Raw genomic sequence first — 17,076 nt, forward strand, 5'->3', positions numbered from 1 at the left:
GAGCATGCACCACTGCGGCATGCATCACCACCTGCGCGATTGCTGTCCGGGATCTCTTCGCCTATACATCGTTGACCCAATCATTTGAGACTGCCTGGTGAATCGAAAAGACCGCACGCATCGCTTGTCATGTCTGGCCCGGATGGCATGGGCGGGATTCGTACTTGCCACCATGTCGCAGGTAGCACTTGCCGCTGTCGACCACATCGAAGTCATCGATCGAAAGCCCTACCAGGATGGCAAGGTGTTTCCCGGGGTGGGGACTTACGAAGTGATCCACGGACGCGCGTGGTTCAAGCTCGACCCGGGCAACAAGGCGAATGCCCGAATCGTCGATCTCAGGTACGCGCCACGCGATAGCGAAGGACGGGTCGAGTTCTCCACGGAATTCGTGCTCCTGCGACCGACCAAAGCCGTCGATTCCACCCTGCTTTACGACGTCAACAACCGGGGCGGTCGAGTTTCCGGGATATTGAATCTTGCGATCGACCCGACCAAGACGCCCCCATTCGTTGATACCGGGTTCCTGCAGCGCAACGGCTTCACGGTGCTTGCCTCGGCCTGGCAATGGGACATCAAGCCTGAGGGTCCGGACGACCATCCCCTGGTGTTCACCCCGCCCATCGCCACCGATCATGGCCGCGTGATTACCGGAAAGGTGGCGAACGAATTCACCGTGGACAAGCCGTCGGACACGGCATCCTTCACTGGCATCGACGGGCGCGCCTATCCCGTCGCGGTCAAGGACGATCCCCTGGCGGTATTGACCGTGAGGGCTCGGCCGGGTGATCCACGTGTTCCTGTGCAGCGCAGCCTGTGGGGCTTCGTACCGGCGACCGACAGCCACGCATCCACCCAGCTCCGCATGCAGGACGGATTCAAACCGGGCCTGATCTACGAACTCACTTACATCGCGCGTGACCCGTACATTGTCGGCACAGGCATCGCCGGCATTCGCGATCTGCTGTCCTGGTTCCGGGCTCATCCGTTCGCAGGTGCGCCCGCTCCCAAGCGCGTCCTGCTCTTCGGCGCCAGCCAGACCGGACGACTGATCGAGCAGATGCTTTACGACGGCTTCGCTCTCGACGAGCAGCAGAAACTCGTCTTCGACGGCGCTCTAAACCTCGTAGGCGGCAGCGGCAGGGGCAGCTTCAATCATCGTTTCGCCTTTCCGACACGGGCTGCCAGTCTGGTGCTGGATCGGGATTATCCGACGGACCTGTTCCCGTTCACCACGGGAGAAGAACACGACAGCATTTCCCAACAAACCGGCTCCCTGCTGGCGCGCGCACGCGACGCGAACGGAAAGAGCCCCAAGCTCTTCTTCGTCAACAAATCGACCGAATTCTGGGGACGCTCGGCATCACTGCTGCAGACACTGCCCGATGGCAGCGCCGACGTGACGACAGACCCGAACACGCGCCTGTATTTGCTCACAGGCATGCAGCACTTGCTGACGCCCGATCCCACCCGGGGCAGTACCGTCAACTGCTCCGATCCCATTGACGATATCCCGAGCTTGCGAGCCCTGCTGACCGACCTGGACCGCTGGGTGCGCAATGAGGGCACGCCACCAGCGAGTGACTATCCCACGCTGGCGGGTGGCATGCTGGTATCCGCGACACGATACCGGCAACTGTTTCCCAAAGGGATCGGCCTGACTCCGCCGGACAAACCCTTCGTTCCTGATCGCATGGACTTCGGGCCTCGCTTCGCCTCGCAGGGCATCGTCGATCGCCTGCCGCCAGCCCGCGACCAGCCATACACGGTTCTCGTTCCAGCGCCGGACAAAGACGGCACCGACTCGACCGGTCTGCGGCCCGTCGAAGTGCAAGTCCCCCTCGGTACGTATACGGGCTGGAACCAACGCAGCGCAGCCTCCGGTCTTGGCTGGGCACTCGATCGGTTTGAAGGCTCATTCCAACCCTTTGCGCGCACGGAAGCCGAACGCAAATCGGCGGGAGATCCACGCCCATCCCTTGAGGTTCGCTACGCATCGCGTGCGGCCTTCATTGAAAAGACGCGGTCGGCAGCGAACAAGGCTGTCGCAGCGCATGAGCTTCTGGCGGAAGACGTCGACGATGTCGTTGCGATGCAAGCTGCGTTCTACGATCGCATCATGACCCACTCGCCAGGCGACTTGAGCTGCAAATACCTGTGGCCTGATTTTCCCCAGTGAACCCTGGACATCCGAAGAGTAAGCACTACACACCTCAGCCAGCCGCCTGAATAGATAGCGCTACTTCTTCAACTCCAGCAGATCCCAGCCATTCCCGTACAGATCCTCGAACACCGCGACCGTGCCGTAGGCCTCGTGCCGCGGTTCCTCGCGGAAGTGCACGCCGGCCGCACGCATGCGCTGCCAGTCGCGCTGGAAATCGTCGGTATGCAGCAGCAGGAACACGCGGCCGCCGGTCTGGTTGCCAATGCGCGAGGCTTGATCGTCGCCTTTGGCCTGGGCCAGCAGCAGGCGGGTTTCGCGTGAACCTGGCGGCGCCAGCAACACCCAGCGCTTGCCGCCGCCCATGTCGGTGTCCTCGATCAATTCGAAGCCCAGGGCTTTCGTGTACCAGGCGATCGCCTCGTCGTAATCGGCAACCAGCAGCGCCAATGCGCCGAGATGCTGTTTCATTTCTTGCCTGCCTTCAATGTCGGTAACGGGTCCAGCTCCGCCTGCAGCTTCTTGGTCAGTTTCGCGCGCACCAAGACGTAAGCGTCGAGGATGAACCCCGAAAGTTCGGCGGTGCTGAAACGCTGCGGCTCGATAACCGAGATCCAGTGCGCACGCGCCATGTACGGTGCGGGGATGATGCCGGGCTGATCGGTCAGTTCCAGGAAGCGTTCGTCCGCCACCTTGAACGAGAGTCGACCGCCCTCGCTACCTTCCGAGGGCGTCACCACGAACATCTTGGCGCCGACGCTGAACACCAGGTCCGCGCCCCATTTGATGTCGCGCGTCACACCGGGCCACTTGCCGCACAGCGCCTCCAGCTGGATGGCGGTGAGGCCGCTGGCCTGTTTGCTGGTCATACCGCTACTCCGCCGGAATCCGACGCACATTGTGCCGTGTGCCGGTCGACACTGTCTCCGCGAAAACAAATGCCCCGTACTGCAGCATGCGCCGTTTCGGCGCTGGCGCCAGTCAGGGCAATGCATGGCGGCCTAGGGAACCGCCCGTCATTGCAAATTCATGTTGCGTTGCACACAATACGCAAAAGTATGGAGCCATCATGATCCCTGCCATCGACTTCTCGGCCCCCGACCGATTTGCACCACTGCCGCCACGCAGCAGCGAGCGCTTTGCGCGCCCGCGCGTGGCGCTCACCAGCGAGGGCGAACGGGTGCGCACCCATGACGGCCGCGAGCTGGTATTGCGTGCGATCGAGCCGGGCGACGTGGCGGCAATGCAGCGCTGCTTCACCCGGCTGTCGCCGGAGGACATCCGGCGCCGCTTCCTGCATGCGATGTCCGAACTGCCGGCGCCGATGGCACAACGGCTGTGCCGCATCGATCCCGCGCTGGAAACCGCCTTTGTACTGATGGATGAATCGGTCAAGCCAGCGGAGATGCGTGGCGTGGGCCGGATCTATGTCGACGAAGCCACCGACAGTGCCGAGTTCTCGGTGCTGGTGGAGCAGGACTGGAGCCGCGTCGGCCTTGGCGCATTGCTGATGCAGCGACTGGTCGACGACAGCCGTCGCCGCGGCCTGTATGAGCTGTGGGGCTACGTGCTGCAGGAAAACCGCCCGATGCTGGAACTGTGCAAGGAGCTGGGCTTCAGCCAGCGCCTGATCCCGGATGAGCCAGGTACGGCGCTGATCACGTTGAAGCTCTGATCGCCCCATCCGCCCACGATGAAGACAGCCCCGGCTTGCCGGGGCTGTCGCGTTACACTTGCCCGCTTTCCCCGGCGCGGCTCGATGGCGGCGCCTTGAACATGCGCCTTCTATGTCCAGCCTGATCAAGCATCCGCCACTTCCCAGCAACCCCAAGCAACGCCGCTACTGGACGCCGCCCCACGGCTCCGCGCGGGCGCTGCTGATTGCCGAGGCGGCACGCACGCACGATGGCCTGTTGGTGGCGGTGACCCGCGACACCCAGCGTGCACAGGCGCTGGAAGCCGAGCTGAAGATCTTCGCCGGTGGCCTGCCGGTGCTGCATTTCCCGGACTGGGAGACGCTGCCCTACGACGTGTTCAGCCCGCATCCGGAGATCGTCTCGCAGCGCATCGCCACGCTGTACCAATTGCCGAACGTGAAACGCGGCGTGCTGGTGGTACCGGTGGCGACGCTGATGCAGCGGATCGCACCACGGACACATATCACCGGCTCCGGGCTGGTGCTGGCCAAGCGTCAGAAGCTGGATCTGGTCGCCGAACAACGCCGGCTCGAAGCCTCCGGTTATCGCAACGTGCCGCAGGTGGCCGAGCCGGGTGACTTCGCGGTGCGTGGCGCGCTGCTCGACATCTTCCCGATGGGTACGGCCGAGCCGTACCGCATCGAGCTGTTCGACGACGAGGTCGAATCGATCCGCAGCTTCGATCCGGAAACCCAGCGCTCGCAGCAGCAAGTGGAGAAGATCGAGCTGTTGCCTGCACGCGAATTCCCGCTCACCGAGGAAGCCGCCAAGAACTTCCGCGGCAACTTGCGCGAGCGCTTCCCGATCGACGTGCGCCGTTGCCCCCTGTATCAGGACATGAAGGAAGGCGTGACGCCCGGGGGCATCGAATACTACCTGCCGCTGTTCTTTCAGCAGACTGCCACGCTGTTCGACTACCTCGCCGACGACGCACTATTCGTGCTCGGTGAAGGTGCGGGCGAAGCCGCCGACCAGTTCTGGACACAGACCGCCGAGCGCTACGACCAGCGCGCACACGACATCGAGCGCCCGGTATTACCTCCGGCCGAACTCTATCTACCGCCGGAACAATTGCGCGAACGCCTCAACAAGCGGCTGCGCGTGGAAGTGGTCGACAGCGGTCACGAGCACGCCGTCACCAGTGGCACCCAGCCGGCACCAGAGTTGCCACTTAACCGCAAGGGTGAGGAACCCGGCACGTCGCTGCGGCACTTCCTCGCCAGCTATCCGGGCCGCGTGCTGATCGCAGCGGATTCGGCGGGACGGCGCGAGGCGCTGAATGAGACGCTGGCCGGCGCAGGGTTGAAACCAACCAGCACGGAAGGCTGGTCCGCGTTCCTTGCTGAGGATGCACCGCGCTTCGCCATTACCATCGCCAGCCTGGAACAGGGCTTCGCGCTCACCAAACCCGCGATCACCGTGCTCACCGAGCGCGAGCTGTACGGCGAGCGCGTGCGCAGCGAGCGCGACCGCAAGCGTCGCCGCGGCACTGCGCGCGATCCGGAAGCGATCATCCGCGATCTCACCGAGCTCACCCTCGGCGCCCCGATCGTGCATGTCGATCACGGTGTAGGCCGCTACCAGGGCCTGCTCTCGATGGACGTCGGCGGCATGGATGGCGAGTTCCTCACCATCGAATACGCCAAGGGCGACAAGCTGTACGTGCCGGTGGCGCAGCTCGGCCTGGTCAGCCGCTACTCCGGCACCGCGCCGGAACTCGCGCCACTGCATTCGCTGGGTGGCGATGCGTGGGAGCGCGCGCGCAAGAAGGCCGCCGAGAAGGTGCGCGACGTCGCCGCCGAACTGCTGGCGATCTACGCACAGCGGCAAGCGCGCGGCGGTGAGTCGATGCCGATCGACCGCCAGCTGGTGGAGGAATTCGGCAGCACCTTCCCGTTCGAGGAAACCCCCGACCAGGAAACCGCGATCGAAGCCGTGCTTGCCGACCTGGCCGCGCCGCGCGCGATGGATCGTGTGATTTGCGGCGACGTCGGCTTCGGCAAGACCGAGGTCGCGCTACGCGCCGCCTTCGCCACCGCCACAGCCGGCAAACAGGTCGCCGTGCTGGTGCCGACCACCTTGCTCGCCCAGCAGCACTACCGCAATTTCGCCGACCGCTTCGCCGACTGGCCGGTGCGTGTCGATGTGCTGTCGCGCTTCAAGTCGACCAAGGAAGTGAACGAGGCACTGAAGCGCCTCGCCGACGGCCAGATCGATGTGATCGTTGGCACGCACAAGCTGCTGCAGCCGGACATCAAGTTCAAGAATCTCGGCCTGGTCATCGTCGACGAGGAACAGCGCTTCGGCGTGCGCCAGAAGGAGCAGCTGAAGAAGCTGCGCGCCGAAGTCGACCTGCTGACCATGACCGCCACGCCGATCCCGCGCACGCTGAACATGGCGATGGCCGGCCTGCGGGATCTCTCGCTGATTGCCACGCCGCCGGCACATCGTTCTGCCGTGCGCACCTTCATCTCGGCATGGGATCCGGCGACGATCCGCGAAGCGCTGCAACGCGAGCTGTCGCGCGGCGGCCAGGTGTATTTCCTGCACAACGAGGTGCAGAGCATCGAGCGCACCGTGCGTGAGCTGGAAGAACTGGTGCCCGAGGCGCGCATCCGCATCGCCCACGGCCAGATGCCCGAGCGCGAGCTGGAAGGCGTGATGGCGGACTTCCACCGCCAGCGCTTCAACGTGCTGGTGTGCACCACCATCATCGAAACCGGCATCGACATCCCCAGCGCCAACACCATCATCATCAACCGCGCCGACCGCTTCGGCCTGGCACAGCTGCACCAGCTGCGCGGCCGTGTCGGCCGCTCACATCACCGCGCGTACGCGTATCTCGTGGTGCCCGACCGCAAGTCGATTACCGCCGATGCGCAAAAGCGGCTGGAAGCGCTCGCCTCACTGGAAGAACTCGGCGCCGGCTTCACCCTGGCCACCCACGACCTGGAAATCCGCGGCGCCGGTGAACTGCTCGGCGACGAACAGTCCGGCCAGATCCAGGAGATCGGTTTCGGCCTGTACACCGAACTGCTGGACCGTGCGGTCCGTGCACTGAAATCCGGCAAGATCCCCGACTTCGACCTCAGCAGCGAACACGAAACCGAAGTCGAACTGCACCTGCCCGCGCTCATCCCCGACGATTACCTCGGCGACGTGCATGCACGCCTCACCTTGTACAAGCGCATCGCCAGCGCGCGCAGCGAGGACGACCTGCGCGACCTGCAGGTAGAGATGATCGATCGATTTGGCCTGCTGCCGGACAGCACCAAGCAACTGTTCGCCATCGCCAGCCTGAAATTGATGGCGACCCCACTCGGCATCCGCAAACTCGACTTCGGCGCCAACGGCGGCCGCATCGTGTTCCGCGAAAAGCCCGACGTCGATCCCATGCTGATCATCAAACTGATCCAGCAACTGCCACGCGTCTACAAGCTGGACGGCCAAGACAAGCTGAAGATCACCCTCGACCTGCCCGGTGCCACCGAACGCATCCGCAGCGCGCAGGAAGTGCTGATCCTGCTGGGCGCGCGCCGACCCGGCTGAGCCTCAACGATCCAGCGGACTCAGCACGCCGTGCCCACCGCGGTTGAGCACGTGCGTGTAGATCTGCGTGGTCGCAACATCCTTGTGACCGAGCAGCTCCTGCACAGTGCGGATGTCATAACCGGTTTCCAGCAGGTGTGTAGCGAATGAATGGCGCAGAGTATGCGCACTCACTGGCTTGGCAACATCGGCAGCGCGACACGCCGTCTTCAATGCACGCGAGAGCATGGCATCATCGAAATGATGCCTGCGTTCGGCCCCGTCACGCGGATCACGGGACCGTTGCGCCGCGGGGAACACATACTGCCAGCCGATTTCGCGCGGGGCATTCGGATATTTGCGCGCCAGCGCATGCGGCAGCCATACCGCGCCAAACCCCGCAGCCAGATCGGCTTCATGCAGCAGGCGGGCGCGTTCTATTTCGCGGAGCAACGCTTCTGCCAATGACCTCGGCAGCATGGTGCGTCGATCCTTTCCCCCTTTGCCATCGCGTATGGTGATTTCATTGCGACCGAAATCCACGTCCTTGATCCGCAGCCGCAGCGCTTCCATCAAACGCATACCGGTGCCATACAGCAGGCTCGCCAGCAGCCAGGGCCGCCCGTCCATCCTTGCCAGCACGCGCGTGATCTCGTCGCGCGAAAGCACCGTAGGCACATGCTGCGACCGCTTGGCCCGCACCACTCCCTCCATCCATGGCAGTTCGATACCCAGTACCTGTTTGTACAGGAACAACAGCGACGCCAGTGCCTGATTTTGCGTGGTCGCCGCCACGTTGCCTTGCACCGCCAATCCCGACAGAAACGCCTCGACTTCAGCCTCACCCATGTCGCGCGGATGTCGTTTTCCATTGGCCAGGATGAAGCGACGAATCCAGCCCACATAAACCGTCTCGGTGCGAATGCTGTAATGCTTCAGCCGCAACACACGTCTCACCTCGTCAAGCAAACGCGGTGCAGACGGACCACCGACCATACGGTTTATTCCTGCGTTTCTGGGGTCATAAGACATAGCGCCTCGATCCGTGAGATATGCAAAGGCCATCCTCGCCCGGCCGCATTGCAACCGTCAGCCGGCAAACCCTTGTCAATCCGTAGGATTTGCTCGCTTGACGAGCAGCGACCTAAAGCTGAACATCCAGTGCATATGCCCCGATGTGGGGTCTAATAAGCGTTCGGCAGCAAGAGCGGCGGACACGTTTCATAGGAAAGCCCCTGCGTAAGACAGCGGAGCACTCGGATTGACGAAGCCGTGCGATCACGCATACTCAGCAAGGCGCCTGTGGCGGTCGGATAACTGTGTTGATCCGGCCGCCACAGGCGCCTTGCTGGTTTCAGACACACGACATCGTCGCTGCGGTCCGCCATCGGAAGCGACGAGGCCCGAGCAACCCATCCGGAATCCGCCACTCTCGCTCCCGAACTACGCGTTCGACCGGACTGCGGGTATAGGATGTCGCGACAATCGAGCGCTGCGCGCCGCAGCCAGTCAACTTTTGCGTTAGGTATCCAATGCACGAATTCATGATCCACCCCAAGAAAGGCGGCGAGTTTGGGTTCCCATTTGCGCGGTACTCGGAGGTTCTCAAACCCTCCGACATTCCTTCCCGGCCGTCAAACGAGCACGGAACTCGCATTACCGTTGAAGGGGCAGAGATATCCTTCTCGGATGAGCAGTCTGGTTTTCAGGTTGTCTTCGAGTCAGGTTCACTCACTTCAGAGCGGGCAGAGCAAATTGTTGCCGCAATATGCAGCAACATCCAAACTGTTACCGGTGAGGCAGCGGTGTACGTTCAGTACACCTAACTACTCGTCCAAGCGGACGCGCGTACCGCGCGCCACTTAACTCAGGCGTTAGGCCGCAAGAAAGGAGTCTAGGCAATGCGCAACAAAATCTTCGGTGGTATCGGCATTCTGTGGGGCGGTGTACTACTCTTCCGCTGGTTCACATCGGGCACGCCGACCGGCGGCTCATCTGCGTATCAGGCCGGTCAGTCTGCCGCCGTTATCTTCGGTGCTCTCATGCTCGTAGCTGGGCTGTACTACTTTTTCCGCAAGCCAAGCTAATCGTTGTTCTGACCGCAGCGCACTTCCTCAACACTATGTTGCGGCCTAACATTTCGTTCAAGGCGGACGGCTTCGCCGCCGCTTAACTCTAGCGTCAGCCAATGGAAATGTTCGGCGAAGGACTCCTCATCGGCAGGGTTGCCCTAATGGCATTTGCGCAAGTCATTGCGGCAATAATTGCTTCCGGGTCAGTTTCGCTGAGGACATGTGTTCACTGACCGTTCCAGGCCATCTGCTCGTTGCAACGCGCCGCGCTGGCTACTGTTGAAGGTTCTTTGCGTTAGACGAATAACGCGCAGCGAATGCCACGATCAGGCTGTGCACCGATGTACTGTTCGAGCACGTTTGCTTGGCACATATTCGTTTGACTCAAGTTCAAGGTGCTCCAGCTGAGAGGAGTGTCCGCGGGTATCCACTTTTTCGTAGAAACTCTCTTGCAAATACTCAAACCCATATCTGCTTTCACGCAAGGAAAAAGAGCCGGGCGATTGCTCGCCCAGCTCCTTCGCACTCTCAGATTTGCTTGCGCCTTACCGAACTAGTGACTGATACCCACGGATGTATCGACGCCGGAGGTGACCCTGCCACCCTGCAGGCGGTTGGCCTGGATCACGGCATTTGGACTGACGATCACCGGCTTTCCGTCCATATCAGCCACGGCCTGTGCGGTGAAGCCGCCACTGCCGTTGCTGAGCCATTCCTGCAGGACACCGGGTAACGGGATGTTGACTCCAGTCATCCCCCCAGTGGACCAGAGAATATCCGCCAGGCCATCACCGTCGTAGTCTGCAATGCTGACCATTGTGTAACCCGCGGGCACAGGTAGCGTCTGCTGGGACGATATGTCGGCGCCGTTCATATTCCACAGCATCAGCTCGTTGGCACCCGGGTTAGTCCAGAACAGGGAGGTGACTCCATTGCCCGTGACGTCGCCTGCACCGAACAGGGTGAAGCCGGCTGGACGGTTGGCGATCTGCGTCGTGACGAAGCCACCTTGCTGGTTGTTGATGGACAGGTACACGTTGCTGTTGTTGGGGTTCGGGCTGGTCCACACGATGTCGGCGTAGCCATCGCCGTTGACGTCAGCGAGGCGAGGCACAAAGCCCGCCGGTCCGTTGAATACCGGAGAGAACGTGGAATGGAAGATGTAGTGCGGGCTCCCCAGAATGTAGAAAAGTATGTAACCCAGCTGCTGCCACTGGACCTGACCGGTCTTGGTATTCACCAGAAACAGTTCGTCGGTACCAGCGCTGTCGAAGCTGCCGGCGCCGGCGATGCTCCATCCCGCAGGATATGGGGTGCCCACTTGGGCCTCGTAGTAGTTAGCCGTGCCACCCAGACCATCGGAAAGCATGATGTAAAGCTGGTTAAACGGACCGGTCAGCGCCAGGCTGTCGATGTCGCGGGAGAAGTTGCTCGCTGCTGGCGAGAAGAAATTGCCGATAGCACTGATCGAATAACCCGCTGGCATCGGCTGCGTGACCTCATTCATGGCGATCGAGCCTTTCATGCCCAGCTGCAAGAAGCTATTGGAACCTTTGCCAAGGCCTACGTAAGGCTCCAGCACAGCGATGTCGCTGAATCCGTCGCCTTCGCCATAGTTCGCTGACGACAGGTAATCCGACGGCGCGACGTAGCCGTTCTTGAACGGTGCGTAGAAAGCCGTCAGTGCATTCACCAGGTTGGTGGCGTTGATGCTGCCCAGACCGGTGGCCATGCTGTAGCCGGCGCCGGTGCTCCATGCCGGATCGAGCTGGTCGATGCCACCGGCGCTAAGCACGCCATACGCCTGCGGGGTCTTGCCGATATAACAGTCGTTGGTGCCCTCATAGCAAGGCTCATCGATGGTACCGACGGTGACATCGTTGAAGACGCAGCCGGCGCCGACCTTGGTGCCATTGGTGGAATTACAGGCAGTCAGCATCGCGGTATTGGGCGAATTGTTCGTGCCGTATTCCTTGACGCCGATGTTGTACAGGGCTGGCAGGATATTGCCACTGGTCTGGCCTGAAGCCTGGTTGATCAGCGCTTGCACACCGGCCATCGCCGGTGCCGCGAACGATGTACCGCCGGCGCTGTTGAACAGCACATCGTCCGGGTTGGTGTAATCGCAAGTGGTGCCACCCTCGTTCGCATCGGACATGCAAAACACCAGCGCATGTCCATACAGACCATTGGCCGCGAACAGCGAGACGTCTGGCATCAGGCGTGTCCCGTAGTTGTTCGAACCATAAATGCCGACCTGCCACAGCGGCTGGAACCAGTTGTTACTGGCACCACCACCGCCGCCGCCGGTATTCAGATACTGCTGACCCGCCGCGCTGTTGCACGCAGCCACGCCGTTGCTGAAACCGAGCAGCGCATCCAGCGTATTGCTGGCGCACGAGGTATTCCAGGTCTGCTCCGGGATGTAGCTCAAGGCGGAGCCGTATAGCGCGGAGTTCGACGAACTCCAGTACTGGGTTTCGTTGTTGTAATCGTTGAAGTCGGTACCACCTACAGCGACGTTGTACGGCGTGGAAGCCATACCGTTGACCGCGATGCCTTGGTAGGCCGCCGGTTCGTTCTGATCGCAACCAGCCGAACCGGCGTCGCCGGTGGAGACGAACACGGTCACGCCCTCGGCGGCTGCCTGCGACCACAGGTCGCCTGCCTGCGTAGCGGTGCCGTCGACGAAGCCAGCAGCCTCACAATCTCCGTAGCTCAGGCTGAACACGCTGGGCATCGGAGTGGAGTAACCACTAAGTAGGTTCTGAGCGGCCGTGAACGGCCCGAAGGTCGCACTCTGGCTGTCATCGCAGGAGGCAAACACGATGCTGGCGTCCGGTGCAGCTGCGCCGATCCACTCGGTATCCAGTGCAGCCTCGCCTTCATCGCCATTGGTGCCTGGATCCGGGCAACTGGTGTCGCCCGCGGCCTGCAGCGGATTTACGTAGTTCACCGTGCCACTCGCACCGGCGGGCAGGAAAGCATTGCGGAACGTCTGCACGTCCGCGGGCAGAACATCCGTGCGTTCCAGTACGGCCACGGTCTGGCCCGCGCCGCGCACGGGCGTGCTGCGGTTCCACAACGGGGTGACGTTGTAGATCGTGTTGAAATCCTGCGGCGCGACATCATACGTCGTCTGCGTATCGATCGTGCCCGGCGGCACGGTGATCTGTGGAGCTCCCTTGGCCCGCGCCACCAACTTCCACTTGCCGGAGCGCTTGTCGCGAGTCACCGTGCCCACGTCGGTGTGCTGCGGTTTGGGGAAGAAGTTACCCAGCGACGCCGCACCTACCACGACCGAGGCCAGCGCAACCGGAATCTGCTGTTCGGTGGCATTTGCGAAATGCTTTTCACCGTTTACCGTGTAACCGTGCAGCGTGGTGTGGAACGCTTGGCCAATCGCTGCCGACGTGCCTGAGAAGCTGATCATCATGCCCGTAGGGGATGCCGACTCGACATGCAGCCCCTCCGACTGCAACCACTGCTCGACCTTGCTGATATCGGTGGAAGCCGGCCCGAACATCGTACCGATCTGGGCAGCGGTCAGCCAATGGTGGAAATACGGTGAACTGGGCGTGGTCAACTGGGCCAGATAGCTCTCGAACTGGGATTGCTTACCGGCGCTGCGCTTGAGCAGCAGCGTCACGTTGCGGATGGTGCGCGTCGGGGACAGCAAGCCGGTGTCGTATTTTGCCAGCGCCAACGCCGGCTTGCTGCCAACCACCGCGGAAAGCTTGGAATTGTCGATCGCATCGGTAATACGTGCCGTATCGGGTGCGTAGGTAGGCACGTTGGTCGCAGGGACAGCGGAACGCGCTCCCGTTGACAGCATCCCCATCAGTGCCATGACTGCTCCCGCCAGCCACGGTAAAGGCCTGTTGCTTGACATGTGATATCCCCACTAGAGATCGTGCAATGAAATGAAGTTGTGACTGTCCCCGTCAACGAGCACCAGCTTCGATGATGTCTGCGTGCATAGAGCTCCGCGGACCTCTCGAGCTTAAGTCAGCGATCGGCGTTAGTCACACACGGCGTTATGCACGTAAGATCACCCAATTCTCACCTACATTTAGACGTCTAAATTTCAAACGACATACTGCGGCGTATCGATACGCCGACATGCCAGCACACGGAAGTTGCTTGGACGTTTGGAAGGCCCATCGGAGTGCCCGCGGTAATGCTTCAACGACTGCTTTCCTGGTTCCAGCGCATCCCGATCGACGATCCGGTCGATCGGCGCAATGGTGTCTTCATGCAATGGATGCTGTTGTTTGAAGGCCTGCGGATGCCGTTGAACAAACTTTATCTGCTGCTATTCAACTGGAACTACATGAGGGACACACTGTACGACACAGCACGCACGGGTCCGCGCGTGGCTATCGCCATCGACCTGGCCACGGATGTCGCCATGACGCTCGCGGCCTGGATCGGCATTTGGCTGATCCGCCGCGGCCGCTTTCGTCCGGCCGTAGCGCTGTATGTGGGGGTGGTGCTGGCATCGGCAGCGCTGGCTTATGGCACCTTCGGTTACCACGAGAACTTCGTCGACTTGACCCTGGTCGTGGTGCTGGCGCTGAGCGGCTTGATGCTGGGGCGGCGTGCTCTGTGGACCACCTATTTCGTGCTGATGCTGGTGTTCGCGATCGGCGTGATTCCGCCGCAGATCTTCAGCGATGCCCGCCTGTGGCGCGTCGCGGTGGAAACCTATATCGCCTTTCCCGGCCGAGCACTGATGAGCTATCTGCTGATCGCCATCGTGATTGATCGCAGCATCAATGCCCTGCGCGAGAGCCTCGCCGAGTCGAATGCGCACCGGCGTGAACTGAAGCGCGAGATCGCTGAGCGTGAGCGCACGCAGGAGCAACTGCTGCACGCCCAGAAGATGGATGCTGTCGGCAAGCTGGCCAGCGGCATTGCGCACGACATGAACAACGTGCTCGGCATCATCCTGGGGTTTGCGATGGAACGGGATCGCCTGAATCCCGATCTTCCGCCTGACGAGGATGCGCAGGCGATGGCCGATGCACTGGAAGGCGTAGAGCTGGCCGCCCGGCGTGGCGCAGCCGTCTGCAGCAAGCTGTTGAATTTCAGTCGCCATGATGTGACGCACACGGAGACCTTCGATGCCGTCTCAGCACTGCGTGACATCCAGCCGCTGCTGCGGCAGCTGATGCCTTCTTCGGTCCATCTGTCCATCGATACGTCACGCAATGGCTTGCCGATACGCTTCGACCGCAGCCAGTTCGAGCTTGCCCTGCTCAATCTCGCGTCCAATGCACGTGATGCCATGCCTGACGGCGGCCGCTGCACGATCACGATCGCCTCGCACGATGCATCGACCGTCACTCTGTCAATCCAGGATTCCGGCGCCGGCATTCCCGAGGAACTTCGGCATCGTATCTTCGAACCGTTCTTCACCACTAAGCCGGTCGATCGGGGTACCGGGCTCGGCCTCAGCGTCGTCTACAGCCTGATTCACCGCGCCGGTGGCAACATCACCGTGCACAGCGCACCTAGTGGCGGCACGATCTTCCGCATCCAGCTACCGATGGCGGACCCCGTAGCGGTGGAGGTACCTGCTGCCCTGCCCACGGATCGCGTCCGCGTGTGGCTGATTGACGACGACGACAGCCTGCGTGGCGTACTCGCTTCCGCGCTGGAAAAAGGCGGCTGCGCCGTGATCGAGGCGGCCAGCGGCGCGGAAACGGATCGACTGGTGGAACACATGGCGCGGCCGCCACATGTGCTGGTATGCGACTACCGCATGTCCGACACGGACGGGGCCTCATTGCTGCGCCGATTGCGGCATACCCTGCCCTCGGTACCCGCTATCCTTATTTCCGCCTACCTGGACAGCGACGGCTCGGCTGCCGCGCCGGAGGACATCTATAGCGAGCGCCTGCCGAAACCGTTTCCCCCTTCGACATTGCTGGCACGCGTGCTTGCCGCTGCAGCCCGGCGGCATGCGTCTGCGATGGAAACGAGTCAGCTCACCGCCAGCAAGTAGCCCTGCCCGTGAACAGCGTTCAGAGGTAGCGGCTCGCCGGTGACGGTGAACACTTTTCGACGCAGGCGATGGATCAGCGAATCCAGCCGATGCGGATCGAACGCATGGATATCGTCGGTGATGGCACCGATGAGGGTGTCGCGCACGACAACCTGGTTCGGCTGTCTCATCAACTCCTCTAGCAACAGCCGTTCGGTCTTGCTCAGGATCACCCGGCCACCGGAAGGTGAGAGCAGCAGCCAGTCGTCCGAATCGAGTTTCCATGTGCCCGCGGGCGTGGCCGGGTTCGACGACGGCTTGAGCCGGCGCGCGACGCTGTGCAGAGTAGCCACCAGCACGTCGATTTCCACCGGCTTGGACAGGTAGGCGTCGGCGCCCTCGCTGAGGCCGCGCACCCGGTCGGTAGTTTCCGACCGACCGGTCAGCATCACTATTCCGATATCGGAAAATTGTGCTCGCAAGGTCCGCGAGACTGCAAACCCGTCGTGGTCGGGAAGGCCGATATCCAGCAGCACGATATCCGGCTTGCGTCGCTCGATGGCCTGCGCCATTTCCCCAACATGGCCGATAGCCATCACCTCGAAACCAAATTGCCTGAGCCGCGGCGTAAGCACCCTATCCCGCAATAAAGCATCATCATCAATAAGGAGCAGGCGCAAGGTTTCGGCAGACATGGATTGACTGTGTAGAGGAATGAGACCGTCAGATTCGAACCATACTGCATAGCGGGCTGTTCCTGTCGTTATGCACACAATTGCCGGTCTTGGCCAGTTACCCGATCGCTCGGGCGAAATGACGGGCCTGCCGTGGATTGACCCGGGCAATCCATGCCCCTGACTCGGCACGTGCCACCAGCACGGTCTCTTCACGGCCTCCGTAACAGCTATGCATCAATACATCGCGGCAATGGCATCGACCGCCTCCTTGTCTAGCCTGCAACAGGCACGAATCCCGAAATCGCATGGGTGCTGTGCGCCGGTCGCGAAGGGGCAGCTGACTTCTTTGCCGAGATGGGCTTGAAGCACTCATCCGTTGCTATGGAGCACTGGCGCGTATAGCGTGGTGCCCAACCGTGCCCATCGACGGACATACTTTCGACACCTAGATATCCTAAAGAGACCGCCATGCATTCTTCTCGTCTTTGCGCTCTTCTAATTGATTGCCGCGTGTCGGATATTGATCAGGCCGCCAAGTTTTGGGCTGATGCGCTGGGCTGCGAGATCGATTCCGAACATCCGGGGACTCGCGGCAATTACCGCATGCTGGCGACACCTCCTGATGAGCTTATTGTCCAGATTCAGCGCGTCGACCATGAGAGCCGGGTCCACGTCGATATTGAAACCGACAACATCCCCGCTGAGGTAACACGCCTGGAGGCACTAGGAGCCCAGGTCGTTGAACGCCTGGAACGCTGGGTGGTGATGCAGGCCCCCACTGGGCAGCGATTCTGCGTTGTACGCGTTCAGCGCCCGGGATTTCCAATGAACGCCACACGCTGGGATTAAGGAGTTCTTGCAGTGATGAAAGCGACGCCTAACAATTCGTAAGAGACTTCCGATCAATACCGGGCGCTTGATGCTCTTGCCCTGAGCTTTCGGGCCGATGCTG

Annotated in this window: 11 protein-coding genes; 6 read left to right on the plus strand and 5 right to left on the minus strand. The window is 61.6% G+C overall.

Annotated elements, in window-relative coordinates; genetic code table 11:
- The first annotated feature begins 97 nt into the window (after positions 1–97).
- On the plus strand, positions 98–2,179 hold the full coding sequence (locus GSQ75_RS05565; protein ID WP_158753479.1) for an alpha/beta hydrolase domain-containing protein: 2,082 nt from the start codon (positions 98–100) through the stop codon (positions 2,177–2,179).
- A 60-nt stretch (positions 2,180–2,239) separates the two neighbouring features.
- Here GSQ75_RS05565 and GSQ75_RS05570 read toward each other — a convergent pair whose 3' ends face one another.
- Positions 2,240–2,632, minus strand: coding sequence for a VOC family protein (locus tag GSQ75_RS05570; RefSeq protein WP_158753480.1), 393 nt, complete (start codon positions 2,630–2,632; stop codon positions 2,240–2,242).
- Positions 2,629–3,030 carry an MmcQ/YjbR family DNA-binding protein gene (locus tag GSQ75_RS05575; RefSeq protein ID WP_158753481.1) on the minus strand — a complete coding sequence of 134 codons (402 nt, stop codon included), beginning with the start codon at positions 3,028–3,030 and terminating at the stop codon, positions 2,629–2,631. The genes GSQ75_RS05570 and GSQ75_RS05575 overlap by 4 nt, the downstream gene beginning before the upstream one ends.
- 200 nt (positions 3,031–3,230) lie before the next feature.
- Between GSQ75_RS05575 and GSQ75_RS05580 the strand changes: the two genes are divergently transcribed.
- Together GSQ75_RS05580 and mfd are read left to right on the plus strand one after the other, a co-directional pair.
- Positions 3,231–3,836 (plus strand): GNAT family N-acetyltransferase, encoded by a 606-nt coding sequence (locus GSQ75_RS05580; protein WP_158753482.1) that lies wholly within the window; start codon positions 3,231–3,233, stop codon positions 3,834–3,836.
- A gap of 112 nt (positions 3,837–3,948) precedes the next feature.
- Positions 3,949–7,407: a transcription-repair coupling factor gene (mfd, locus tag GSQ75_RS05585; protein ID WP_158753483.1), complete on the plus strand. Its 3,459-nt coding sequence runs from the start codon at positions 3,949–3,951 to the stop codon at positions 7,405–7,407.
- Positions 7,408–7,410: 3 nt separating this feature from the next.
- Here mfd and GSQ75_RS05590 read toward each other — a convergent pair whose 3' ends face one another.
- Positions 7,411–8,382 carry an integron integrase gene (locus tag GSQ75_RS05590; RefSeq protein ID WP_158753484.1) on the minus strand — a complete coding sequence of 324 codons (972 nt, stop codon included), beginning with the start codon at positions 8,380–8,382 and terminating at the stop codon, positions 7,411–7,413.
- Between the two features lie 905 nt (positions 8,383–9,287).
- Here GSQ75_RS05590 and GSQ75_RS05595 point away from each other — a divergent pair.
- Positions 9,288–9,473 (plus strand): hypothetical protein, encoded by a 186-nt coding sequence (locus tag GSQ75_RS05595; protein WP_158753485.1) that lies wholly within the window; start codon positions 9,288–9,290, stop codon positions 9,471–9,473.
- A gap of 538 nt (positions 9,474–10,011) precedes the next feature.
- On the opposite strand, the gene GSQ75_RS05600 is transcribed toward GSQ75_RS05595, so the two are convergent.
- Positions 10,012–13,350, minus strand: coding sequence for a protease pro-enzyme activation domain-containing protein (locus GSQ75_RS05600; RefSeq protein ID WP_158753486.1), 3,339 nt, complete (start codon positions 13,348–13,350; stop codon positions 10,012–10,014).
- Positions 13,351–13,638: 288 nt separating this feature from the next.
- On the opposite strand from GSQ75_RS05600, the gene GSQ75_RS05605 reads away from it, so the two are divergent.
- Positions 13,639–15,468: an ATP-binding protein gene (locus GSQ75_RS05605; protein WP_158753487.1), complete on the plus strand. Its 1,830-nt coding sequence runs from the start codon at positions 13,639–13,641 to the stop codon at positions 15,466–15,468.
- Here the strand turns inward: GSQ75_RS05605 and GSQ75_RS05610 are convergent.
- A complete protein-coding gene (locus tag GSQ75_RS05610) occupies positions 15,447–16,142 on the minus strand; it encodes a response regulator transcription factor (RefSeq protein WP_158753488.1) in 696 nt (231 codons plus the stop codon). The genes GSQ75_RS05605 and GSQ75_RS05610 overlap by 22 nt on opposite strands.
- Positions 16,143–16,592: 450 nt before the next feature.
- On the opposite strand from GSQ75_RS05610, the gene GSQ75_RS05615 reads away from it, so the two are divergent.
- A complete protein-coding gene (locus tag GSQ75_RS05615) occupies positions 16,593–16,973 on the plus strand; it encodes a VOC family protein (protein ID WP_158753489.1) in 381 nt (126 codons plus the stop codon).
- The last annotated feature ends 103 nt before the right edge of the window (positions 16,974–17,076 follow it).

It is taken from the genome of Dyella sp. S184, from assembly GCF_009766065.1.
GTDB lineage: Bacteria > Pseudomonadota > Gammaproteobacteria > Xanthomonadales > Rhodanobacteraceae > Rhodanobacter.